This is a genomic window from Tissierella sp. P1 (assembly GCF_002266425.1).
Taxonomy (GTDB): domain Bacteria; phylum Bacillota; class Clostridia; order Tissierellales; family Tissierellaceae; genus Tissierella; species Tissierella carlieri.
On record NZ_NPMN01000010.1, the window covers coordinates 66,886 to 90,368 of the forward strand.

General features: G+C 31.7%; 20 protein-coding genes, 1 other RNA gene and 1 other annotated feature. Of the genes, 17 read left to right on the plus strand and 4 right to left on the minus strand.

Translation table 11 applies throughout. The annotated features are described in order from the left end of the window. The first annotated feature begins 120 nt into the window (after positions 1-120). The 17 genes from CIW83_RS08890 to argS all read left to right on the plus strand — a co-directional run bounded on the left by CIW83_RS08890 (position 121) and on the right by argS (position 17,147). Positions 121-1,140, plus strand: coding sequence for a prenyltransferase/squalene oxidase repeat-containing protein (locus CIW83_RS08890; RefSeq protein WP_094900489.1), 1,020 nt, complete (start codon positions 121-123; stop codon positions 1,138-1,140). Between the two features lie 35 nt (positions 1,141-1,175). Next, positions 1,176-1,868: a DUF4430 domain-containing protein gene (locus CIW83_RS08895; protein WP_094900490.1), complete on the plus strand. Its 693-nt coding sequence runs from the start codon at positions 1,176-1,178 to the stop codon at positions 1,866-1,868. After that, positions 1,868-2,761 carry an energy-coupling factor transporter transmembrane component T gene (locus CIW83_RS08900; RefSeq protein WP_094900491.1) on the plus strand — a complete coding sequence of 298 codons (894 nt, stop codon included), beginning with the start codon at positions 1,868-1,870 and terminating at the stop codon, positions 2,759-2,761. The genes CIW83_RS08895 and CIW83_RS08900 overlap by 1 nt, the downstream gene beginning before the upstream one ends. After that, on the plus strand, positions 2,734-4,404 hold the full coding sequence (locus CIW83_RS08905) for an ABC transporter ATP-binding protein (protein ID WP_094900492.1): 1,671 nt from the start codon (positions 2,734-2,736) through the stop codon (positions 4,402-4,404). The genes CIW83_RS08900 and CIW83_RS08905 overlap by 28 nt, the downstream gene beginning before the upstream one ends. Beyond that, entirely contained in the window at positions 4,386-5,117 is a 732-nt protein-coding gene (locus CIW83_RS08910) for an ECF transporter S component (protein WP_094900493.1), read from the plus strand. The genes CIW83_RS08905 and CIW83_RS08910 overlap by 19 nt, the downstream gene beginning before the upstream one ends. A 180-nt stretch (positions 5,118-5,297) precedes the next feature. Beyond that, positions 5,298-5,525, plus strand: coding sequence for a preprotein translocase subunit SecG (gene secG, locus CIW83_RS08915; RefSeq protein WP_094900494.1), 228 nt, complete (start codon positions 5,298-5,300; stop codon positions 5,523-5,525). Positions 5,526-5,542: 17 nt separating this feature from the next. Further along, positions 5,543-7,543 (plus strand): sodium-translocating pyrophosphatase, encoded by a 2,001-nt coding sequence (locus tag CIW83_RS08920; RefSeq protein WP_094900495.1) that lies wholly within the window; start codon positions 5,543-5,545, stop codon positions 7,541-7,543. Positions 7,544-7,742: 199 nt separating this feature from the next. After that, entirely contained in the window at positions 7,743-8,504 is a 762-nt protein-coding gene (locus tag CIW83_RS08925) for an alpha/beta fold hydrolase (protein ID WP_201259754.1), read from the plus strand. Positions 8,505-8,628: 124 nt separating this feature from the next. Then, positions 8,629-8,790: a hypothetical protein gene (locus CIW83_RS23675; protein ID WP_235601275.1), complete on the plus strand. Its 162-nt coding sequence runs from the start codon at positions 8,629-8,631 to the stop codon at positions 8,788-8,790. 64 nt (positions 8,791-8,854) lie between these two features. Beyond that, positions 8,855-10,144, plus strand: coding sequence for a UDP-N-acetylmuramoyl-tripeptide--D-alanyl-D-alanine ligase (gene murF, locus CIW83_RS08930; RefSeq protein ID WP_235601276.1), 1,290 nt, complete (start codon positions 8,855-8,857; stop codon positions 10,142-10,144). A gap of 29 nt (positions 10,145-10,173) precedes the next feature. Continuing rightward, positions 10,174-11,343: a D-alanine--D-alanine ligase family protein gene (locus CIW83_RS08935; RefSeq protein WP_094900496.1), complete on the plus strand. Its 1,170-nt coding sequence runs from the start codon at positions 10,174-10,176 to the stop codon at positions 11,341-11,343. A gap of 100 nt (positions 11,344-11,443) precedes the next feature. Then, entirely contained in the window at positions 11,444-13,555 is a 2,112-nt protein-coding gene (gene rnr / locus CIW83_RS08940) for a ribonuclease R (protein ID WP_094900497.1), read from the plus strand. Between the two features lie 64 nt (positions 13,556-13,619). Beyond that, positions 13,620-14,084, plus strand: coding sequence for an SsrA-binding protein SmpB (smpB, locus tag CIW83_RS08945; protein ID WP_094900498.1), 465 nt, complete (start codon positions 13,620-13,622; stop codon positions 14,082-14,084). 121 nt (positions 14,085-14,205) lie between these two features. Further along, positions 14,206-14,556: a transfer-messenger RNA gene (gene ssrA / locus CIW83_RS08950) on the plus strand. Between the two features lie 34 nt (positions 14,557-14,590). Continuing rightward, a complete protein-coding gene (locus tag CIW83_RS08955) occupies positions 14,591-14,926 on the plus strand; it encodes a hypothetical protein (protein WP_094900499.1) in 336 nt (111 codons plus the stop codon). 154 nt (positions 14,927-15,080) lie between these two features. Further along, positions 15,081-15,285, plus strand: a binding site (T-box leader). Between the two features lie 99 nt (positions 15,286-15,384). After that, positions 15,385-15,813 carry a hypothetical protein gene (locus CIW83_RS22805; RefSeq protein ID WP_201259755.1) on the plus strand — a complete coding sequence of 143 codons (429 nt, stop codon included), beginning with the start codon at positions 15,385-15,387 and terminating at the stop codon, positions 15,811-15,813. A gap of 5 nt (positions 15,814-15,818) precedes the next feature. After that, the gene (argS, locus tag CIW83_RS08960) at positions 15,819-17,147 is read left to right on the plus strand and encodes an arginine--tRNA ligase (RefSeq protein ID WP_235601281.1); all 1,329 of its coding nucleotides are present in this window, start codon (positions 15,819-15,821) and stop codon (positions 17,145-17,147) included. A 321-nt stretch (positions 17,148-17,468) separates the two neighbouring features. Here the strand turns inward: argS and CIW83_RS08965 are convergent, their stop codons facing one another. From CIW83_RS08965 to CIW83_RS08980, 4 genes are all read right to left on the minus strand, one after another. Then, positions 17,469-19,727 carry a transglutaminase-like domain-containing protein gene (locus CIW83_RS08965; protein WP_094900500.1) on the minus strand — a complete coding sequence of 753 codons (2,259 nt, stop codon included), beginning with the start codon at positions 19,725-19,727 and terminating at the stop codon, positions 17,469-17,471. Then, positions 19,720-20,928, minus strand: coding sequence for a DUF58 domain-containing protein (locus tag CIW83_RS08970; protein ID WP_094900501.1), 1,209 nt, complete (start codon positions 20,926-20,928; stop codon positions 19,720-19,722). Before CIW83_RS08970 ends, CIW83_RS08965 begins: the two co-directional genes overlap by 8 nt. Further along, a complete protein-coding gene (locus tag CIW83_RS08975; protein WP_094900502.1) occupies positions 20,921-21,862 on the minus strand; it encodes a MoxR family ATPase in 942 nt (313 codons plus the stop codon). Before CIW83_RS08975 ends, CIW83_RS08970 begins: the two co-directional genes overlap by 8 nt. A gap of 295 nt (positions 21,863-22,157) precedes the next feature. Then, the gene (locus tag CIW83_RS08980) at positions 22,158-23,186 is read right to left on the minus strand and encodes a sigma-54-dependent Fis family transcriptional regulator (protein WP_201259756.1); all 1,029 of its coding nucleotides are present in this window, start codon (positions 23,184-23,186) and stop codon (positions 22,158-22,160) included. Positions 23,187-23,483 lie beyond the last annotated feature (297 nt).

The following is a 23,483-nucleotide window of genomic DNA, read 5'->3' on the forward strand; positions in this document are numbered from 1 at the left end:
TATTTATAGTTGTCTCTCGGGATGTAATTCTGTAGTTCTTTATGGGTTTTTCATCTAATAAATTGTGAACTGTGCATTGTGAATTGTGAATTTAAATATGCAGATAAGGAAGGTTTTTATATGAAAAATAGAATAAAAAGATTATGGTCAATTATTTTCATTATAATAATAAGCACTAGCCTTATATCATGTGCTTCTCCAACATCTTCGACTGATTATAATATAGAAGAAAGAATAGCAGAAACAGCTAAGTTTATGCAGGAGATTATACCTAATCCAACAATATCCTCAATAGGAGGAGATTGGACTGTAATGTCTCTAGCAAGGGCGGATATAGAAATTGATGAAAGCTATTTCGAAAATTATTATGATAACGTTGTAAAGACTCTAGAAGAAAATCAAGGTATACTTCATGAAAGGAAATATACAGAATATTCTAGAGTTATCCTTGCTTTGACTGCCATTGGAAAAAATCCGGTAGATGTTGCAGGATATAATCTGCTTGAAAAGTTAGCAGATTATGAAAAGGTGATATTTCAAGGAATAAATGGTCCAACCTTTGCCCTATTAGCTTTAGATTCTAAAGACTATGAGATTCCTTTAACTCCAGAGGTGAAGATTCAAGCAACAAGAGAAATGTATATAGATAATATTTTAGAAAGACAATTAAAAGATGGGGGATTTTCCATAACAGGGGATGATAATGCAGATCCTGATATGACAGGAATGGTATTGCAGGCTTTAGCCAAATATGAGGATATCCCTAGAGTGAAAGAATCCATAGATAGAGCAGTTGAATGTTTGTCTCAGATTCAGTTAAAGGACGGAGGGTACGAGAGCTGGGGAGCTACTAATTCCGAATCTGTGGTACAGGTAATTATGGCATTGACAGAGTTGGGCATTGAGCCAAATGACAGCAGATTTATAAAAAATGGCAAAACCTTAATAGATAATCTGATGACCTTCTATGTAGATGGCGGAGGGTTTATGCATATAAGAGAAGGAGAAAAGGAAAACGGTGGAGCACAAGCAGGAGCAGTAGACCCTATGGCAACGGATCAGGGGATGTATGGAATAGTAGCATATGAAAGGTATATGAACAAGAGGAATAGCTTTTATAACATGACTGATGCCAATTAGCTATAAGTTAAGATATAGATTAGGGTGATAAAAAGATGAAAAATAGAAAATTTAAAATAGGAATATTTTTAATTTTTGTATTGACTATTACTTTCTTTTACGGTGGAAATAAGGAAATTCATCCCCTTGATTATACTGAAATCATAAATCAAGATAGAGTAAATGAAGAGCAAAAATCCGAGAAAGAAAAAGTAATAGGAGAAGACAATAATAAAGATAATAAGGATAAATATTTAACAGACCCAGTTCCAGAAGGAAAGCCGAAACCCGTTGAATGGCAAGATATAACCATAAATAAAGAAAAGCAGCTAACTACAACTTTGTCCGTCACATGTAAGACCATATTAAATAATATGGGGCTGTTTAATGAGGATAAGATGGAGGTATTACCAGAGGATGGAATTATTTATCCGCCTCAGGAAGTGAACTTCTATGAAGGAGAATCTGTATTTGATGTTCTTCTCAGAGAGATGAAAGAAAACAAGATTCATATGGAGTTTGTAATGACTCCAATATATAACAGCCATTATATAGAGGGAATAAATAATATATATGAGTTTGACTGTGGAGAATTAAGCGGATGGATGTATAAGGTCAATGATTGGTTTCCCAATTATGGAGCCAGCAGATATCTATTAAAGGACGGAGATGTAATAGAATGGATTTATACTTGTGATTTAGGCAGGGATATAGGCGGCAGCCTCACTGTTACAGGAGGAGAAGAATAATGTATGATAGTTTTTCTAGTTTTCATCCTATAGTAAATTTTTTATATTTTTTAGTTGTGTTAATCTTTAGTATGTTTTTTATGCATCCCATATTTCAAATCATAGCCTTAATATCGGCTATTACCTATTCAATGATGATAAAGGGATTAAGAAAAGGTATAAAAATCAATATTGTATATATGCTCCCTATGCTGTTGTTTATGGCATTTCTAAATCCTTTGTTCAATCATGAAGGAGTTACCATATTATTTTATCTAAAGGATGGAAATCCTATTACATTTGAATCCATACTCTACGGCATAGCTTCAGCAACCATGTTTATTACAGTTATTATATGGTTTTCCTGTTATAATGCAGTTATGACATCAGATAAGTTCATCTATCTCTTTGGTAGGATTATACCTTCATTATCTTTAATTTTTTCAATGATTCTCCGATTCGTCCCAAGATATTTAGAACAAATAAAGATAATTTCCAATGCTCAGAAATCCATTGGAAGAGATTTGTCTCAGGGAGGGATTATTAAAAGGGCTAAAAATGGAATAAAGATATTATCCATAATGACCACATGGGCATTGGAGAACTCCATTGAAACAGCAGATTCCATGAGAGCAAGGGGCTACGGATTATCTGGTAGGACTAGTTTTTCTATATTTTCTTTTGATAATAGGGATAAGATAGGAGTTTCGGCTATAATATTGTTGGTATCGATTATCCTGATGGGTGCTTTTAAAGGTGAAAATACAATTAAATTCTTCCCATCTATTAAATTTAGCGAAATAACAGAATTCAGCATATTCATATATATAGTATATTTAATATTATGTATGCTGCCAGTGATTATAAATATTCAGGAGGCAATTCGATGGAAATCTATAAAATCGAAAATTTAAGTTTTACATACCCTTTAATGGAGAAGAAGGCATTAGATAATATAAATCTTACAATCAATACAGGAGAATTTTTAACTATATGTGGGAAATCAGGCTCAGGGAAGAGTACCTTTATTAGACAATTAAAAAGCATACTTGCGCCTCATGGAAAAAAGGAAGGTGAAATATATTTTTTTGGACAAGTTTTATCAATGGTAGAAAATCGAATTCAGGCTTCTCAAATTGGATATGTACTTCAAAGTCCAGATAATCAAATAGTAACAGATAAAGTTTGGCATGAATTGGCATTTGGTCTTGAAAGTCTAGGCTATGATAATAGGACTATCCGAATTAGAGTAGCAGAGATGGCTAGTTTTTTTGGTATCCATACATGGTTTCATAAAAAGGTAACTGAGCTTTCAGGAGGACAAAAACAGATTTTAAATTTAGCAGGGATAATGACAATGCAGCCTTCTGTATTGATATTAGACGAACCTACCTCCCAGTTAGATCCTATTGGAGCCTCTGAATTCATCGGAATAATAAAAAAGATTAACCAAGAATTGGGGACAACCATAATAATAACAGAACATAGGCTAGAAGAAATAATTCCAATATCTGATAAGGTTATAGTTATGGATGAAGGACGTATTATCAGTGAAGGTATGCCAGAAGAAGTAGGTAAGGATTTACATAGAAATAATAATCCAATGTTTTACAGTATGACATCAGCTATGCAGATATACACGGGAGTGAAAAATCAATTGCCCTATCCTATTACTGTAAATGAGGGAAGAAGGTGGATTGATTCTTTTATGAAAGGAAAAAAAGATATAAGAGTTCAACCTTCAATGGAAGGGCAGGGGGAGAAAAAGAATACAGTAATAAGTCTCAAAGAGGTGTGGTTTAAGTATGATAAAGGTATGCCAGATACTATTAAGGGTATGTCTATAGAAGTAAAAGAGGGAGAAATCTATTGTATTTTAGGAGGAAATGGTACTGGTAAGACTACTACATTATCAATTATCTGTGGAATATTAACTCCCTATCGAGGTAAGGTATTTATATGGGATGAGAATTTAGCAAAGATGAGTACCAAGGAAAAATTTATCAACAATTTAGGAGTATTACCTCAAAATCCCCAAAGTCTATTTGTGAAAAAGACAGTTGAACTGGATTTATATGAGATATTGTCAGACTTAAAACTTTCTAAGGATGAGAAGTCTCATAAGATTAAAGAAATAGCAAAACTCACTGAAATTGAGAATTTACTGAATCAGCATCCCTATGATTTAAGCGGAGGAGAACAGCAGAGGGCTGCTCTTGCCAAAATACTATTATTAGAACCTAGAATACTACTGCTGGATGAACCTACTAAAGGCCTAGATAATTTTTTCAAAGATAAATTGGCAAGAATCTTAAAGGCTCTAAGTAATAAAGGAGTTACAACTGTAATGGTATCTCATGATATAGAGTTTTGTGCAAAGTATGGTGACACCTGTGCTATGGTCTTTGATGGAAATATAGTTAGTTCTAAGCCTACAAAGGAATTTTTCGCCGGAAACAGTTTCTATACCACATCTGCCAATCGTATTGTAAGACATATTTGTCCAGAGGCAGTAACTATAGAGGATGTGATTAAATTATGTCAAGAAAGTATCTAGAAAGTGATTCTTTAAATCCTAGAACCTTGGTCTCAGCAATGATTATTTTATTGCTGATTCCGATCACCATTTTTTTTGGAATGTACTTTTTAAATGACAGAAAATATTATTTTATCAGTGTTTTAATTATCATTTACACCATGATTCCATTCATAATGATATTTGAAAGTCAAGAGCCTCGGGCTAGAGAATTGGTTCTTATTGCAGCATTAACAGCTATAGCTGTAGCAGGAAGAGGTGCCTTTTATATGATCCCTCAATTTAAGCCTGTCGTGGCTATTGTAATTATTACTGGAGTATCACTTGGAGCAGAATCGGGTTTTCTTGTAGGTGCAATGACTGGATTTGTGTCTAATTTTTTCTTTGGGCAGGGTCCGTGGACACCATGGCAGATGTTTTGCTTTGGAATAATAGGATTTCTAGCAGGTATATTGTTTCAAAAGAGAATTATCAAGAAAACAAGATTTTCTTTATGTATTTATGGTGGATTATCTACACTTTTCATATACGGTGGAATTATAGATATTGGAAGTCTTTTAATATTTACTTTTAATTTTTCATGGAAAGCCTTATTAGCAACTTATATTTCAGGGTTTTGGTTCAATATTGTTCATTCTATTTCTACAGTTTTTTTCTTATTCTTTATTTCTCAGCCAATGATTGAAAAGCTAGATAGAGTCAAAATTAAATATGGTCTTATTGAGATAGAGTAGTATTGGAGATAAATTTTTATTAGTTTAGGACCGTGTATATTTGATAATAATAGGGAATATACACATTATTATTTCATATGTACGAGTTCATATGCTATTGATTTTATGCTCTCACTATGTTAAAATAGTAATGTTTTAGGGGATATGTTACTATCTACTATATTTGTAGGAGGTGTAAATATGACAACATTCTTTTCAGTATTAGTTCTTGCTTCAAGCTTATCTTTAATAGTTTCTGTAGTATTACAAGAGGGTAGTGAACAAGGGATGGGTACTTTAGCAGGTGGTTCAGCGGATTCATTATGGGGTAAGTCAAGAGGAACAAGCCGTGAAGACATGCTTAAGAGAATAACAGTAGTGTCAGCTGTTATTTTTATAATATCTACTTTAGTTTTAGCAGCTAAATAACAAAGGAGGAATAGGAGATGAATTTGGCATTAATTGCTGCGCCAGTAGTGGGTATATTGGCGTTATTATTTGCTTTGTATAAGGCAAACAGTATCAATAAAGTTAGCCCTGGAAATGATAGGATGAAAGAAATATCAACCTATATTCAAGAAGGTTCTATGGCTTTCTTAAGTAGGCAATACAGATCTTTAGCAATTTTCGTAGTAGTACTTTTTGTTATTTTAACAATTGTGCCTGGTCTTGGTTTTAAAACAGCTATTTGTTTCTTACTTGGAGCATTATTTTCAATATGTGCAGGTTACTTTGGTATGAAGGTAGCTACAAAAGCAAACGTAAGAACTGCAAATGCTGCAATGGAATCAGGTATGACTAAGGCGTTGAATGTAGCATTTTCAGGTGGAGCAGTAATGGGAATGTGCGTTGTAGGGTTAGGAATTTTAGGAGTAGGAGTACTTTACATAATATTTGGTGATGCAAATATTATAACAGGTTTTGGATTAGGGGCTTCATCCATAGCATTATTTGCTAGAGTAGGTGGAGGTATCTATACTAAGGCAGCAGACGTTGGTGCAGACCTAGTAGGTAAAGTAGAGGCAGGAATTCCAGAAGATGATCCAAGAAATCCAGCAGTTATTGCAGATAACGTTGGAGATAACGTTGGAGACGTAGCAGGAATGGGTGCGGACTTATTTGAATCATATGTAGGAGCAATTATATCAGCTATTACCTTAGGACTTGTAGCATATGGAGAAAAGGGAGTTTATTTTGCACTTGCACTTTCAGCAGTAGGAATTATCGCTTCAATCATCGGTGTTTATTTTGTTAGAGGAGATAAAGATCCTCAAAAGGCATTAAATAATGGTACATTAGTTAGTTCATTGATTACAGTAGTTGCAGGTTTTTTCTTGAGCAATTATATATTAGCATCATATAAGCCATTTATAGCAATATTATCTGGACTTGCAGTAGGACTTATCATAGCTAGAATAACTGAATATTATACATCTGGAGATCATAAACCAGTACAAAGAATAGCAACTGAATCAGAAACGGGAGCATCAACTAATATTATTGGTGGACTTTCAGTAGGTATGATGTCAACGGCTGGACCTATTGTTATAATAGCTATTGGTATTTTAGTAGCTTATTATATTTCTGGCGGATCAAGTGATGCTGCTCAAGGGCTATACGGAATTGCTTTAGCAGCAGTAGGTATGCTATCAACAGCAGGTATGACTATAGCAGTAGATGCTTATGGTCCAATAGCTGATAATGCTGGTGGTATTGCAGAAATGTGTGAATTACCAGATAACGTTAGAAATATAACAGATAAATTAGACTCAGTAGGTAATACTACAGCAGCTATAGGAAAAGGATTTGCAATAGGCTCAGCAGCACTTACAGCTCTTGCATTATTTGCTTCCTATACTCAAGCAGTAGGACTTTCTAGTATAGACATGACAAAACCAACTGTTATAGCAGGTGCATTTATAGGTGGTATGCTACCATTCCTATTCTCAGCAATGACTATGGATGCAGTAGGTAAAGCAGCTTTCTCTATGATTGAAGAAGTAAGAAGACAATTTAGAGAAATTCCAGGTATCATGGAAGGAAAAACAACTCCTGAATATGCTACTTGTGTAGATATCAGTACAAAAGCAGCACTTAGAGAAATGATAATCCCTGGACTATTAGCAGTAGTTGTACCTGTAGCTGTAGGTTTATTATTAGGAGCTGAAGCTTTAGGTGGGCTATTAGCTGGTTCATTGATTACAGGAGTATTAATGGCTATATTCATGTCAAATGCTGGTGGAGCATGGGATAATGCTAAGAAGTATATTGAGGAAGGAAATCATGGTGGCAAAGGTAGCGAAGCCCATAAAGCAGCAGTTACTGGAGATACTGTAGGAGACCCATTCAAAGATACTTCAGGACCATCATTAAATATCTTAATAAAACTAATGACAATAGTAGCATTAGTATTTGCACAAATATTTGGAAATGGAATTTTATTCTAATTAAAAAGGATTCTATCGAAGAATTATACGGATTATAAAAAGTCCCTCTTTTAGAGGGACTTTTTTATGCTGGAAAAATATATAATGAATAAAAATGTTTTAGTAGAAGAGCTTGTTTTACTGTAAATATATGTGTTTATATGATATAATCATATAGTTAAGGGCATAATAATATATAAAAGAGTTGAGGTATATTAGTATGAATATTGAAGGTATAAATCTAAATTATATAGTAGAAGGTGAAGGGAAAGATGTACTCGTACTTCATGGCTGGGGTGCAAATATCAATACGGTACTTCCAATAGTTAATATACTAAAGGAAAAATTTAAAGTACATGCACTGGATTTACCGGGTTTTGGTAAGTCTCAAGAACCAAAAGAACCTATTGATTCTTTTAAGTATGCAGATATAGTAAAAGCATATATGGATAGTATGGAAATTAAAAATGTGATTCTAATAGGTCATTCCTTTGGGGGAAAACTATCAATTATTTTAGGAAGCAAATATCCAGAGATGGTAGATAAGATTGTACTTGTAAATAGTGCAGGGTTAATACCAAGGAGAGGGGTTAAATACTATATAAAGGTTTATAGCTTTAAAACTTTAAAATTCTTATATAAAAGTCTTTTCTTTTGGATAAAAAATGAAGAAAAGATGGAGAAGTTTTATAAGAAATTTGGGTCAACAGATTATAAAGATTCATCAGGTATCATGAGGAAAATATTAGTTATAGTAGTCAATGAAAATTTATTACCTTTACTAAACAAAATAAAAGCACCTACGCTATTGATATGGGGAGATAAAGACACAGCTACGCCTTTATATATGGGAAAAATAATGGAAAAAGAAATAAAAGACTCAGGTTTAGTAGTACTAGAAAATACAGGACATTATTCATATCTAGATGATTATCAAAGATTTACATTAATACTAAGAAATTTTTTGCAATATAATAAATAGTAAAATCAGTTCACAGTTCACAATTCACAATTCACAGTTAAGGGAATAAAAAAATAACTATTTTATTTTTTAAAATTGTGCATTGTGCATCGTGCATTGTGCATTGAATTGTGGGGGGATTATTTTGTTAATTATAGTAATTATAATAGGTATTATGGCTTTAGTTTTTATAGCAAATAGATCAAAATATTTTTTACATATGCTCCAACTTGAGGGATATAACTCAGAGCAATTTCAGAAGTGGATAAATAGCAATAAAGAAAAAAGTTTTTTCTCTAAAAAATGATAATAACGAAATTAAAAAACCATTAGTATTTACTAATAGAGCAAAGAGATTATATCTAACTAATATGATATTTAATATAATATTAGTAGCATTATTTGTCTTGAAGACTCGTAATTTTCTTGAAGCTCCGCCTGCCTATGCATTCTTTGCATTAGTAATATTAATTGTCTTATTAGGGATACTCTATTATCTTCAAGCATTTCTTATGTTAATATCAAACAATTCACTGAAACCCATAGAAAAAAGAATTAATATGGGTTTTTATGAACAGGCTCAGGAAAAGATAAAAAGTAGAGCAGATTTAATCGTAGTAGGTATTACGGGAAGTTTTGGAAAGACTAGTACAAAGTTTATAGTTGGAAATATATTGGAAGAAAAATTTAAAGTACTTAATACTCCTGAATCTTATAATACTCCTATGGGACTATCAAAGGTAATAAATAATGATTTAACTCACGAACATAATGTGTTTATTGCAGAATTAGGAGCAAGAAATATTGGAGATATAAAGGAGGTAGCAGAATTAGTTCAACCTAAAATAGGAGTTATCACATCCATTGGGCCAACACATATAGAGACATTTAAAAATATAGATAATATAATGAAAACAAAATACGAATTAATTGAAGAATTGCCTACAGATGGAGTAGCCATATTTAATTACGATAATGAATATATAAAGAAATTAGCTGATAAAACATTTAAAGAAAAAATCCTTTATGGACTGGAAGATATAGAGAATCTGGATTTATATGCAGAGGATATAGAGGTATCCGAATTTGGATCTACTTTTACAATAAAAGACAAAGACGGTAATTCTATAAGATGTACTACTAAACTCCTAGGAAAGCATAATGTCTATAATATCTTAGCAGGTGTTGCAGTGGCTAGATTATTAGATTTATCCTTTGATGAAATAAAAAATGGAATAGAGAGTCTAGAACCAATACCACACAGATTAAATATAATAAATCCAGGTACGGGTGTTATCATAATAGATGATGCTTTTAATTCCAACCCAATAGGGTCTAAAGCAGCCTTAGAAGTATTATCACAGTTTAAAGAAGGGAGAAAGATAATAGTAACACCTGGCATGGTAGAATTAGGTGCAATGGAGATAGAAGCCAACAAAGAGTTTGGTACAAATATAGGGAAGGTCTGTGATTATGTAATACTTATTGGAGAAAAGAGGACTAAACCGATATATGATGGATTAATGGAAGTGAATTACAACAAGGATAACATATTTATAGTAAATACTTTAGATGAAGCGACATCTCATATTCAAAAATTGGCAAGACCAAAGGATATTGTTTTATTTGAAAATGATTTGCCAGATAATTATAGTGAGTAAAGTAAAGAATCGGAAGGGGGTTATCTCTTGTGAAAAAAATCGGGGTAATATTTGGAGGACTAAGTGTAGAGCATGAGGTATCTGTAATTACAGGAATGCAGGTAATAGAAAATATTGATAAGACAAAATATGAAGTGATACCGATTTATGTAAGCAAAGATGGAAAATGGCTGACAGGAAGTAGCTTAATGGATTTTAGAAACTACAAGGATGGAAATTTTAAGGATGCTAAAGAGATTATATTATCTCCTAACCATGGAGATAACAATATCTATTCACATCCTAAGACAGTAGGATTATTTGGAAAGAAGATTCTTGGAGAGATAGATATAGCGTTTCCAGCATTTCATGGAATGAATGGAGAAGATGGAACAGTGCAGGGAATATTTGAACTTATGGATATACCCTATGTAGGTTGTGGTGTATTAGGTTCATCAGTAGGTATGGATAAGATATTAATGAAAGATGTATATAAGGCTAATGAATTGCCTGTAGTAGATTATACCTGGTTCTATAGATCTAAATGGTTGAAAGATAAAGATTTAATTATAAAAGATATAGAAACAAAACTATCCTATCCATTATTTGTGAAACCAGCTAATTTAGGATCAAGTATAGGGATATCAAAGGCAAAAAATAGAGAAGACCTTGTTGATGCTATAGAGGTAGCTATTAGATATGATAGAAAGATAATAATAGAGCAAGCAGTGGAAAATTTAAGAGAAATAAATTGTGCAGTCTTAGGATTTGATGATGAAGTAATTACATCTTTATGTGAAGAACCAATTGGTTGGGAAGAGATTCTAAGTTTTGAAGATAAATATGTAAAAACTAATGAAAAAGGTGGAAAATCCAGTGGTGAAAGAAGAATAATACCAGCTGGAATTGAAGATAATATTAGACAAGAAATAGAACAATTAGCAAAGAAGGCGTTTATAACTATTGATGGTAGAGGAGTATCGAGAATAGACTTTTTATTAGATGCCAATAATAATGTATATATCAATGAAATAAATACTCTGCCTGGTTCAATTGCATTTTATTTATGGGAAGGCAAAGGATATTCTTTCAAAAAATTAATAGATGAATTAATATCTATTGCAATAAAAGTTCATGAAGAAAAGAAAGAAAATATGTACTCTTACGAGGCAAATTTATTTAATAGGACACAATATGGTTCAAAAGTAAAAAAAGTGTAAGATATTTTTAATATCTTACATTATTTTTATATAATATGGGTAAATACTAATGATAAAGAAAGAATATATAAAAATATAAACCCCAGATAGAGGAATAAAGATGAGTATTAGAGAAATGATTATAGAGTTTATGGAAGAAAAGAAATATAAACCTATGTTAAAAGAAGAATTAGCCGTACAATTTGATATAGAACGTAGGGATTTAGAGAGTTTTTATAAGATATTAGAGGGATTAGAAAGAGAAGGTATAGTAATAAAGGCCAAGAATGATAAATATGGTTTAATTGATAATGATTACTTAGTTGCTGGTATTTTAGAAGGAAATGAAAGAGGATTTGGATTTGTTATTCCTAATGATAAAATTAGAGAAGATATATTTATTCCTGCTGAGAATATGAATGGAGCAATGCATGGAGATAGAGTAATAGCCAATATTACTAGAAGGCAAGAAACGGATAGACGAGAAGAAGGAGAAATAATCAGAATTCTAGAAAGAAATAATAAAATCATTGTAGGTACCTTTGAAGACAATAGGAATTTTGGCTTTGTGGTACCAGATGATCATAAGATTGGATACGATATATTTATCCCAAAGGCAAAGACTCGCAATGCAAAGACAAATCAAAAGGTGGTTGTGGAGATAACTACATGGCCAGAGCCTAGGAGGAATCCAGAGGGCAAAGTAATAGAAGTTCTTGGATATTTAGATGAAAAGGGAACAGATATTTTATCAATTATTAGACAATTCAATTTGCCAGAGGAATTTCCAAATAAGGTACAAGAAGCAGCCAAGAATATTGAACAAGAGGTAGATCCTAAAGAAGCGAAGCGTAGAGTTGATCTAAGACATTTAAATACTTTTACAATAGATGGAATCGATGCAAAGGATATAGATGATGCTGTATCTATTGAAATGAAGGATAATGGAAACTATTATCTTGGAGTTCATATTGCAGATGTTGCTCACTATGTAAGAGAGAAATCAACTTTAGATAAAGAGGCATTGCAAAGAGGGAACTCAGTGTATCTAATAGATAGGGTAATACCTATGTTACCAAAGGAACTATCTAATGGAATATGTTCATTAAACCCTAATGTAGATAGACTTTCATTATCTGTATTTATGGAAATAGATAGAAAAGGTAAAGTAGTAGACCATGAAATAGTTGAAGGATTAATAAATAGTAAACAAAGATTAGTATATGATGATGTTTCTGATTTCTTAGAAAATGATGATGAAGTGGCTAAGGAAAAATTGTCTAAGGTTGCAGAGGATTTAAAGCTAATGGAAGAATTATGTCATATATTATATGAAAAGAGAGAAAGAAGAGGAAGTATAGACTTTGATTTTCCTGAAGCAAAGATTATCTTAGATGAAAAAGGAGTACCTATAGAAATAAGAAAAGAAGAGAGAAGAATAGCAAATAGATTAATAGAGGAATTTATGTTAGTTTGCAATGAAACAGTGGCAGAACGATTTTTCTGGTCACAAACTCCATTTTTATATAGAATACACGAAGAACCTTCAGCCGAAAAAATAGCTACTTTTAGTAAGCTAATACACAATTTTGGATATACATTAAAAGGGCAGCAAGAAGTCCATCCAAAAGAGTTACAGCTATTGACTAAGGAAATAAGAGGCAAGAAAGAAGAAACGCTAATTAGCACATTAATGTTGAGGTCATTGAAAAAGGCTATATACAGTAATGAGCCAGGTATACACTTTGGTCTTGCTGCGCAGTATTATTCTCATTTTACAGCACCTATTAGAAGATACCCAGATTTAGTAATACACAGAATAATAAAAGCATATTTAAATGGGAAACTAAGTGACCAAGTTCAAGGAAAACTAGAAGCAAACTTACCTGAGATAGCAGAACATACTTCTATGACTGAGAGGAGAGCAGAAGAAGCGGAAAGAGAAGTTGAAGATATGAAAAAAGCTCAATATATGACTAAACATATAGGAGAAGAATTTGAAGGTATAGTATCTTCACTAACTAATTTTGGTATGTTTGTGCAGCTGGAAAATACCATAGAAGGATTAGTTCATTTTAATAATATGCTAGATGATTATTATCATTTTGATGAAGAAAAATACTATATAATAGGAGAAAGAACAAATAAAATATATAGATTAGGAGATATGATTAAGATAAGAGTAATAGATGCTGATGTAATGAGGAGAAACATTGATTTTGAATTGCTATAGGAGATTGACATCACCATATATATTTGTTAAACTTAATCATAAGAAATTATAATGTGGTGATAGAATGAAAAAAATAGGAACTAAGGTAGTTGCAACTAATAGAAAAGCAAGATTTGAATATTTCATAGAGGATACTATGGAAGCTGGACTAATATTAACTGGAACAGAAGTAAAGTCCATTAGACAAGGGAAGTTAAATATTAAAGATAGCTATGCTTCCATAGAAAAGGGAGAATTATTTATAAATAATCTCCATATTAGCCCATATGAGCAGGGAAATATATATAATGTAGATCCTCTTAGAAAGAGAAAATTATTATTGCATAAAAGGGAAATCAGGAAGTTAATGGCTGCCATAACGCAAAAAGGCTATACCTTGGTTCCTTTGTCTGTATATATAAAGGATGGGCTAGTTAAAGTAGAACTAGCGACTGCAAAAGGAAAGAAGCTATATGATAAGAGAGATGATATAGCGAAGAAGGATGCAGAAAGAAGAATGCAACAACATTCATCTGAGAAATACAAGTAGACGATTCACAATTAAAAGGACTAGAAGATTATAAGTTTTGTGGTATTAATTGTGAACTGTGCATTGGTTAATGGTTGACATAATTCAATAAATTTGCTATAATTAATTGCTAATTAAATATGGGGGCGAATTTGGTTTCGACGGGGATGTGGAATCAGGAGTAGCGAGTCGTTGTCGCCAAGCAACGCTAAAAGTGGCAAACTAAATTAAACGCAAACGATAATTACGCATTTGCAGCTTAATTAAGCTGCTCGTCCTACTCGAGTAACCCACGGCTTGAGATAGGGCGTCAATCTAGTGGGGCACCGCACTTAGCAAAGCTTTGAGCTAAGGACGGAACTTATGAAGCTACTGAAACTTGAATCCTGTCAGTAGGGGTCAAGTAGAGGGAATGTCAAATTACTGACTGCACTCGGAGAAGCTCTTGTGGAAATGTTTTCGGACGTGGGTTCGACACCCACCGCCTCCACCATACATATTATAGAAAAAATAATAGGAGTGATCATATGAATAAAGAAGATCAGATATTTGACCTATTAGAGAGACTATATATAGAGTTACAAGATACAAAGAAAGAATTAAAAGAAGAAATTTCTAACGTAAGAACTGAACTTAAAGAAGAGATTTCCAATGTAAGAACTGGGCTAAAAGAAGAAATTTCTAATGTAAGGGTTGAATTAAAAGAGGATATAGGAGTTCTTAATGATAATCAAATGATTATATTTGATAAGTTAGAGAAAATGGGATCGGATATAGAGGGTATAAAAGAAGATATGTCAGATGTCCAGATGATTACTGCCAATAATTATAAAGATATAGTTAGACTTAAATCAGTCAGATAAAATAAAGCTCTAATGAATAAAATCATTAGAGCTTTTATAATGAAATAGTTTTTAGCTCTAGATTCACGATATCTATATTGTAAGAAACCTAGTAAAAATCTTTCATTGACTTTTCGTAATATATAATATAAAATCAACGATAATTAATAAAATTAGAAATTCTAGGAAGAGAAAAGTAATCATTTGAGTTTCTAACAGCGAGCAAGAACAGAGTGAGAGTCTTGTAAGAAAGCTGATGGTGAAAAGGGCCTCGGAGAATATGTCTGAGCAATTGCAAGGATAATACGTTACTGCGTTAAAGTATTTAAGTGGACTTATGTCAATTTGAGTGGTACCGCGGATTTAAACCCGTCTCAGTATATGAGACGGGTTTTTTTATCATTATATATATTTTGATATTTTAGTAATAATTTGATCTAATAAAATATCGAATATAGTCTAATTTAAGGAGGTAATTCATGGAAAAACTAATTAAAATATTAAGTAAAATGGTTGAGGATGCTTTTGAGCAATGTGGATATGAAAGAAATTTTGGAAATGTTACTATATCCAATCGTACTGATTTATGTCAATTTCAATGTAATGGAGCTTTACCTGCATCTAAGAAGTATAAGAAGTCACCTATACAAATTGCTAATGAGATATTAGAAATATTGAAGAATACTAATGTTTTTAAAGATGTTTCTTCTGCTGGACCTGGTTTTATAAACATAAATATAAAGGATAACTTCTTGGTTGATTACCTAAATGATATGAGTAAAGATAAGAAATATGGTTGTTCTGAGCCAGCAAAGCCTATGACAATTATAGTAGATTATGGTGGAGCAAATGTTGCGAAGCTCTTCATGTTGGTCATCTTAGAGCTGCAATTATTGGTGAAGCAATAAAGAGAATTTCTAGATTTCTAGGGCATAATGTAATAGGTGATGTTCATTTAGGTGATTGGGGCTTGCAAATAGGAATGGTAATATCTGAGCTTAGAAGACGTATGCCTGAGCTGTCTTATTTTGCTGAGGATTATAAAGGGGAATATCCTGAAGAAGCCCCTTTTACAATAGATGAACTTGAAGAAATATATCCAGCGGCAAGCTCCCTAGCAAAAAGCAATATTGAAGCGATGGAAGAAGCTAGAAAAGCTACCTTCGAGTTACAAAGCGGGAGGAAAGGATATATAGCACTTTGGAAGCACATTTTAAATGTTTCTGTAGAGGATTTGAAGAAAAATTATAGCGCTTTAAATGTAGAGTTTGACCTTTGGATGGGTGAAAGCGATAGTCAGAAGTATATTGATGAAATGATAAATTATCTAAAGGAAAACAACTATACCTATGAAAGCAAAGGAGCATTGGTTATAGATGTTGCCAAGGAAATTGATACTTATACGATTCCCCCAATAATAATATTAAAATCAGATGGTGCTATATTATATAGTACTACGGACCTTGCTACTATTTGGCAAAGAGTAAAGGATTATAATCCAGATCAGATAATATATGTTGTTGATAAAAGACAGGGACTACATTTTGAACAAGTTTTTAGATGTGCTAAAAAAACAAGAATTGTAAATGAGAATCTATTCTTTGATTTTATTGGCTTTGGAACAATGAATGGTAAAGATGGGAAACCTTTCAAAACTAGAGAAGGTGGTGTTATGAGACTACAGGATTTGATTAGAATAATTCAAGATAATGTAGTGAATAAACTCGATAACAATAAAGGTTTTAGTGAATCTGAAATATATGATATAGCAAGAAAGGTCGGACTGTCTGCATTAAAATATGGTGATTTATCTAATCAGGTTACTAAAGACTATATATTTGATATGGAAAAATTCTCATCCTTTGAAGGAAATACAGGGCCATATATTTTATATACTACTGTAAGAATTAAATCTATTTTGAGAAAAGCTAGTGAGGAAAAAATGAACAATATGGATGCAATACATGAGCCATATAGCCAAAGTGAAAGAGATTTAATGCTAAAGCTTTCAAAGTTTAATGAGGTCATAGAGTTTAGTTTCTTAGAAAAGGCACCAAACAAATTATGTGAATATATTTATGATTTATCTAATCTATTCAACAAATTTTATCATGAAAATAAAATTATAAGTGAGGAAAATATTGAAAAGAAAAATTCTTGGTTAAGTCTTATTACCTTAACAAAAAATATTTTAGAAACTTCCCTTGATTTACTTGGAATTGAAGTACCTGATAGAATGTAAATGAAAAAAGTGGGAATTAAATAAAACTTTAGTGATAATAAACAAGTTAAAAAATATAGCAAAATATCAAGCAGGGAAGTCCAACTTGACTTCCCTGTTAAAGTACTTAACTAGATTAATATCTATCCCTTTATTTTTAGCAATTTTATAAAGTTAGATTTTGATAGCTCATTTAAACGTGTTTTTTATTAAGAATAGTATGAAACTTATAAAGAAATCTTATAAAAGCAAGCTAATATCAAGAGATTCTTGGTAAATTTATGGTTAATAAATTATTCATGGTAAAGATATGATTTATATTAAGATATAAAAATATTAAAATCAATATATCTTCTTAACATATTTATGATAGTAATATTTTATTTTACCCCAATACTTTTTTAGTCGATTTTCCATAATGTTTTTATATTTTTCTAGTTCTAATACATCTTCATTCGAAGAAGGAAAGCTACTGTACTTACTTTTTACAAAGATTTCTGTAATTTCTTTTATTCCTATTTCATCATAGGAATAGAATTTATACGCAATACGATTTGCATATTCATAGTGAGTTTCTCCATATAGTTGGGGATAACCCATTAATTCCTTGATCCTTAGAATTTGTCGATATAGATAAATAACCCTTTTATTATTGGATAACTTTTTAGCTTTAGCTTCCCGATAGCTATATTGTAAAAATCCTACTAAAAATCTTAGAGGGATTATTAATAATAAAATGATTATAAATAAGTCAACAGTATTACTTGTTAAACCAGTAGATGTATCTTCATAGTCTTCCTCATAGTTTGGTTTCCTTCCATCGACAGTAGTTTGGTCGCCATCAATATTTTGATCATCAATATCATTTCTAGGACCTCTAATATTTTCCCTAGCTTCATTTAACTCCATATCCTTGTCGGAATCATTTAGCTGATAATTTTCTAATCTAGATTCTACAGGGTAAGCAGGTGTAGGCTCAAAGGTCATCCAACCAACTGGTTCAATAAATGCTTCTACCCATGCATGAGCATTTTCATGTTTTACCTCATATACACCAGTTTCAATAGAATCCTTAGCTAAGTAGCCTTCCACATATCTGCTTGGTATTCCTGATAGACGAAGCATCACAGCCATGGATGTTGCATAATAGGTGCAGTAACCCTCCTTTTTTTCAAATAGAAAATAATCTATAAACTCTTGATTTTCTGGTAAATATTCCACATCTAAGCTATATTTATAATTATTTCTAAGATAATTCTCAATAGCCACCGCTTTTTCAAAATCATCTTTAGTATCCTTTACTATTTCCCTTACTAGATCTTTTGTCCGTTCAGTTATTTTATCTTTAGGTATCTGTAAGTATATATTTAAGTCAGTCATATCTTTCTTTTTCTGGTCTATACCTAGAGATACTAACATCCCATATGGAAGAGGTTTTTGTACTAGGACAAGATAGCTTTCACCATTATAAACTCCATTGGAGAATACCAAAACATCATCACGGTTTACTTTTAGCATATGATTGTCTGAGAAGCTAACTTTAGCTGGTTTATAAGGACTAAAAAGGGTAGTTGATGCAAAATCATGATAGGTAATAGTAATATATTCTTGCTTGTAATAAATTTTCTGTTCTTCCTGCGAAAGACCACTGAAGTCTTGTTTCAATCCATAGTTTGCTGAAGGTTCAACTATAGTATCCCAAGAATTCCCCGTATAAACTTGCTTTACATTTCCCCTTAGATAAGTACTATCACTTACACGTACTGTCATAATTCTCTTATCACTTAAGTTTACAGGACCTCCTAATTTTGAGTTTTCACTTTGATATCCTGTAATTGAAAAATTGAATAGTGTAGCGTTTCCAGATTTCCGGCTATAGATATCATAGGAACGTAAGTCTTCGATAAATGGGAAGATGGTATAAACTTTTCGCTGCAACCAAGGCCATTCGATATAATTGTAACTCTTTGGCAATAGTAAAGCTATGAAAACAATTAATATGCTATAGGTAGTTAATGTGTGGAGCCATGGATTGTAAAGGTTCTGTATCTTTTTCTCATAATACTTATTTAATCCTATGAGAATAAAAAAGGCTAATAGGAATATGGAAATCATCCAATATGCTTGATTAAAAAAATTATACCAATAGTAAAGGAAGAAAACTATATAAATAGGAAGCAATAGATAAATATTTTTATTCCTAAATAAGATGAAAGCAGTAAACAATGATACTAAAATTATAAGCATTGCCCAAAATAACAACATATTATCTAATGCAATACTTTCTTTCCCTTGGAGATGAGCAATTATGTTACTGAATAAAGAAAGAATTCTTTCTATTATGTTAAATAAAATGGGAGAAACGAAACGGTGTATCAAGATAGTGATTAGAGAACTAATAGCTAAAAGTCCATATAGAATTAATGGATTTAGTAGAAAGAATTTAACTATCATACTTCCTAGCAATACTATTAATACTTGCAGCATAATATTTAGTTTTAATCCCATCCCCAAACCAAAAAGATATACTAGACAAAATACAAAAGAAGCATAAATCAGGTTTAAAAGTAACTTTTGACTTTTATTAGATGTTCTATCCATGATAAACCTCCAATGCTTCCTTGATACTATTGTTATAATCTAATATATATATGGGGATTCCTTCCTGTCTTAATCTTTTTTCAACTATTTGGTCTATATATCCTGTTCTGTTATCTAAATCAGTTATAACTATAAATAATGGATTAAGATTTCTGATTTTTAGTTGAATTCCTTGTGCACCAATAGCCTTATCTAAGTTTGGAGTAATAATTATAACTGTTGAATTTTTATTTAAAGTCTCAATCTTTGACGCGACAATAGATTTAAATTCAAGAGTTCCGTTACCCTTAAATCTAGCTAAGGTTTCCAAAAAAGGTTTTAAGTCAGACTTTTGTTGACCTTTTACTTCTACTTGGTTTTGATCATTCTGAGTTTCCAAGTTTACTTCTATATTTTGACTTAAACAATAATTTACTATGCTAAGAGCAACATCAGCAGTCTTATCTTCAAGACGACGATCTACATCATCTTTAAAGATATTTGCTTCATTGTCTAGGAAAATGATAACATATGTATCTCCTCGATTTTCATAGTCTTTAACTATAGGAATATCCTTTTTTGCAGATAGTTTCCAATGAATGGCTTTAACGGAATCACCTTCTCTATATTCCCTCAAAGAAGTAACTCGGCTTTTATCTTGAAAATCTGAGGTCTGCACTAGAAGTTCTCCAGATTGATGGCTGGCAGTTATTTTGAAAGTAGATAGGATAATGGTTTCTGGATAGACTAGTAGAGAGGTAGGACTTGTAATTTTTTTCTTAAAAGAATAAAATCCAAAAACATCTCCCACTGTTACCTCTATTTCTCCAAACTGGTAATAACCCCTTCTTCTTAGGATTAGAGATTCACTACTGCTGTAGGATTCCTTTTTTTTCAGTGCTAATGTCACTTTAGGAGAATTAATCCCTGTTAATTGTTTTGAAATATCAGATTGAATTTCTAAATAGGGTATGTGAAGAATACTATTATTTTTTACTTGATAATTTATATTGAGCATTTCGGCAATGAATAGAGATTCTCTTGGAATCTCTATAGAACCTTTTAGCCCTTTAAGGGTAATTAAACAGTGAATTAAAGGAAGAATGAATGTCAGCAATAGTATATAAAATAAAAAGTAAGGCAAGGTTCCTCCAACCAACAATACAAAGGCAATTATAATCATAAGGAAGATTAATGGAAGACCAATTTTCATATTATTCATCTGTCATCACCGGTACAAATACACGACTAAGAACTTCTTTTAATATATCTTCAATACCCTTTTGCTCTATTCTGGCCTCTGGGGAAAGAATTAGCCTATGTCCCAATACAGGTACTACCATTTTCTTTACATCATCATGAATAACATAGTCTCGACCTGCTAAAAATGCCTTTGATTTTGCAGCCTTCAACAAATCAATAGAAGCTCTAGGACTAGCTCCTAAACGCAAATCTTCATAAATTCTAGTTGTATTAGAAATATTAACAATATAATCTATAATATCACGGTGAACTGTTATTTCATCTACCATGGATTGCATTTCTAATATATCTTCCTGAGATACAACAGGCTCTATAAGATTAAGATTTTTTATGGACTGATAATTTTGGAGTATTTCTATTTCAGACTGTTTTTCTGGATATCCCAGAGATAAACGCATTAGAAAACGATCTAACTGTGCTTCTGGCAGAGGAAAAGTTCCTTGGTATTCTAGTGGATTTTGAGTTGCCAGTACCATAAAAGGTTTCTCTAAAATATAATGACTTTCTTCTGTAGACACTTCCCCTTCCTCCATAGCCTGTAATAAACTAGACTGAGTTTTGGGAGAAGTTCTGTTGATTTCGTCAGCTAAGAATACTTGATTAAATATTGGACCTTTTTTGAAAAAAAAGGCTCCAGTATTTTTATCATAGACACTAATACCTATAATATCAGAAGGCATCAGGTCTGGTGTAAACTGGACTCTTTTATATGATAAATCCATACTTCTAGCAAGTGCTTTAACTAAAGTAGTTTTTCCAACTCCAGGTACATCTTCAATTAAAAGATGGCCTCTGGCAAATAATGCTATTAAAACCTTCTCTAGAACTTCATCTTTTCCCATAATTACATTTTTTAAGTTTTCTAAAATATCTAATGCTTTTTTATTATCCATATTTACCTCCATTACTCTTTTATAGAGATTAAATTTATTAATAAATTTTATGGCTGCAGATAATTTATATGTTACATTAATTATACCATTAAAACTATTATATAATCTACAAAATATAAGGTAAAATATAATTTCAAAACTAGCCAAATAACTATTTTATAAACAATAGAGAATACTATCTATAAGAGATTAATGGGATGAAAGAAAATGGAAATAACTAACTGTAAGGTAATTGATGTTTTCATATTTTGCTGAAAAAGCCTTGATTAGAATCATATCTAATCAAGGCTTTCTATTATTTTTCCAATCCATATTCATTAATTTTATTAAAAAGTTGACGAGAACTAATATCAAGCCTGCGAGCTGCTTCAGCTACATTTCCATTTACTTGATTTAGAACCCATTGTAAATATTTAGATTCAGTATTTTTTCTAAACTCTTTCAAGCTAACGATAGATTCAAATCTATCACTGGTCGAACTAGGTTTCACTCTAACAATAGAATGCAAAATAGGAAGATCGTCTTTTTTAATAACGCCATCTTCTGATAATATCACTAATCTATCGATAGTATTTTTAAGTTCCCTGACGTTTCCAGGATAATCATAATTATATAGAAATTCATTAACCTCAGGTTCAATATAAGTGATTTCACGTCTATTTTCAATGCAGGACTGTTCTAGAAAAAAATTAATCATATCCATAAGATCCTCCTTACGTTCACGGAGAGGTGGGATTCTAATGGCGATAGTGCTAATCCTATAAAAAAAGTCTTCTCTAAAAGTAGCATTTAAGATGTTTTCTTCAAGATCTTTATTAGTAGCACAAATTAGTCTAAAATCTATTAGCATAGGTGTGTTAGAACCAATTCGTTCAAATTTTTTAGTTTCAATGACTCTTAAAAGCTTCACTTGAGTAAGTAGACTGGTATCTCCAATTTCATCTAAAAATAAAGTACCTTCATGTGCCAGTTCGAACTTCCCCTTTTTTGCTTTTAAAGCTCCCGTAAATGCTCCCTGTTCATATCCAAAAAGCTCAGATTCTAAAAGGGTTTCAGTGAAAGCACTGCAATTAACTGCTACTACATCATTAGAAGCCCTTTGGCTACATAAATGAATATATTTAGCAGCAACTTCTTTTCCGGTTCCAGATTCACCTATCAAAAGAACATTGGAATTAGAATTTGCAACCTTTTCACAGTATCTTAAGGTTTCTGCAAAAACTGGACTTTTAGTATTCAATAAAAACTTTTTATGCATATCATCTATATCTTTAACATCCATAGGTTCAATTGCTATGTTTTTTTTATTAAAGGCGTGGTTCATATACAACATCTCCTGACTATATTATAGATACATAATAAATGAAATTTATTTCTCGGTCAAGAACTAAATTTCGCGATAATATAATTAACAGTGTAAGATTAGCATTTGATAAAACTAAGAAGATAATACTTTGAATTATAAAATGGGCTTTTCATAAGCTTTCAATATTGTAATATTAAGAAATATAGCCTATATGTAAAAATTAGATTAAATTTAAATAAAAAGCAAAAGCTGGCAAGGTAATTGCAATTATTAATTGTATAAACAAAAAAACTAACAAATAGATTGATATTATTT

What these genes read in the sequence shown, in the direction of transcription:
- murF (WP_235601276.1), top strand. Translation starts at nt 8,855, where the DNA reads ATGATATTTAATATAATATTAGTAGCATTATTTGTCTTGAAGACTCGT.
- CIW83_RS08975 (WP_094900502.1), bottom strand. Translation starts at nt 21,862, where the DNA reads ATGGATAATAAAAAAGCATTAGATATTTTAGAAAACTTAAAAAATGTA.
- CIW83_RS08890 (WP_094900489.1), top strand. Translation starts at nt 121, where the DNA reads ATGAAAAATAGAATAAAAAGATTATGGTCAATTATTTTCATTATAATA.
- smpB (WP_094900498.1), top strand. Translation starts at nt 13,620, where the DNA reads ATGAAAAAAATAGGAACTAAGGTAGTTGCAACTAATAGAAAAGCAAGA.
- secG (WP_094900494.1), top strand. Translation starts at nt 5,298, where the DNA reads ATGACAACATTCTTTTCAGTATTAGTTCTTGCTTCAAGCTTATCTTTA.
- CIW83_RS08900 (WP_094900491.1), top strand. Translation starts at nt 1,868, where the DNA reads ATGTATGATAGTTTTTCTAGTTTTCATCCTATAGTAAATTTTTTATAT.
- CIW83_RS08970 (WP_094900501.1), bottom strand. Translation starts at nt 20,928, where the DNA reads ATGAATAATATGAAAATTGGTCTTCCATTAATCTTCCTTATGATTATA.
- CIW83_RS22805 (WP_201259755.1), top strand. Translation starts at nt 15,385, where the DNA reads ATGGAAAAACTAATTAAAATATTAAGTAAAATGGTTGAGGATGCTTTT.
- CIW83_RS08910 (WP_094900493.1), top strand. Translation starts at nt 4,386, where the DNA reads ATGTCAAGAAAGTATCTAGAAAGTGATTCTTTAAATCCTAGAACCTTG.
- CIW83_RS08895 (WP_094900490.1), top strand. Translation starts at nt 1,176, where the DNA reads ATGAAAAATAGAAAATTTAAAATAGGAATATTTTTAATTTTTGTATTG.
- CIW83_RS08965 (WP_094900500.1), bottom strand. Translation starts at nt 19,727, where the DNA reads ATGGATAGAACATCTAATAAAAGTCAAAAGTTACTTTTAAACCTGATT.
- CIW83_RS08925 (WP_201259754.1), top strand. Translation starts at nt 7,743, where the DNA reads ATGAATATTGAAGGTATAAATCTAAATTATATAGTAGAAGGTGAAGGG.
- CIW83_RS08920 (WP_094900495.1), top strand. Translation starts at nt 5,543, where the DNA reads ATGAATTTGGCATTAATTGCTGCGCCAGTAGTGGGTATATTGGCGTTA.
- CIW83_RS08980 (WP_201259756.1), bottom strand. Translation starts at nt 23,186, where the DNA reads ATGAACCACGCCTTTAATAAAAAAAACATAGCAATTGAACCTATGGAT.
- CIW83_RS08955 (WP_094900499.1), top strand. Translation starts at nt 14,591, where the DNA reads ATGAATAAAGAAGATCAGATATTTGACCTATTAGAGAGACTATATATA.
- CIW83_RS08905 (WP_094900492.1), top strand. Translation starts at nt 2,734, where the DNA reads ATGGAAATCTATAAAATCGAAAATTTAAGTTTTACATACCCTTTAATG.
- rnr (WP_094900497.1), top strand. Translation starts at nt 11,444, where the DNA reads ATGAGTATTAGAGAAATGATTATAGAGTTTATGGAAGAAAAGAAATAT.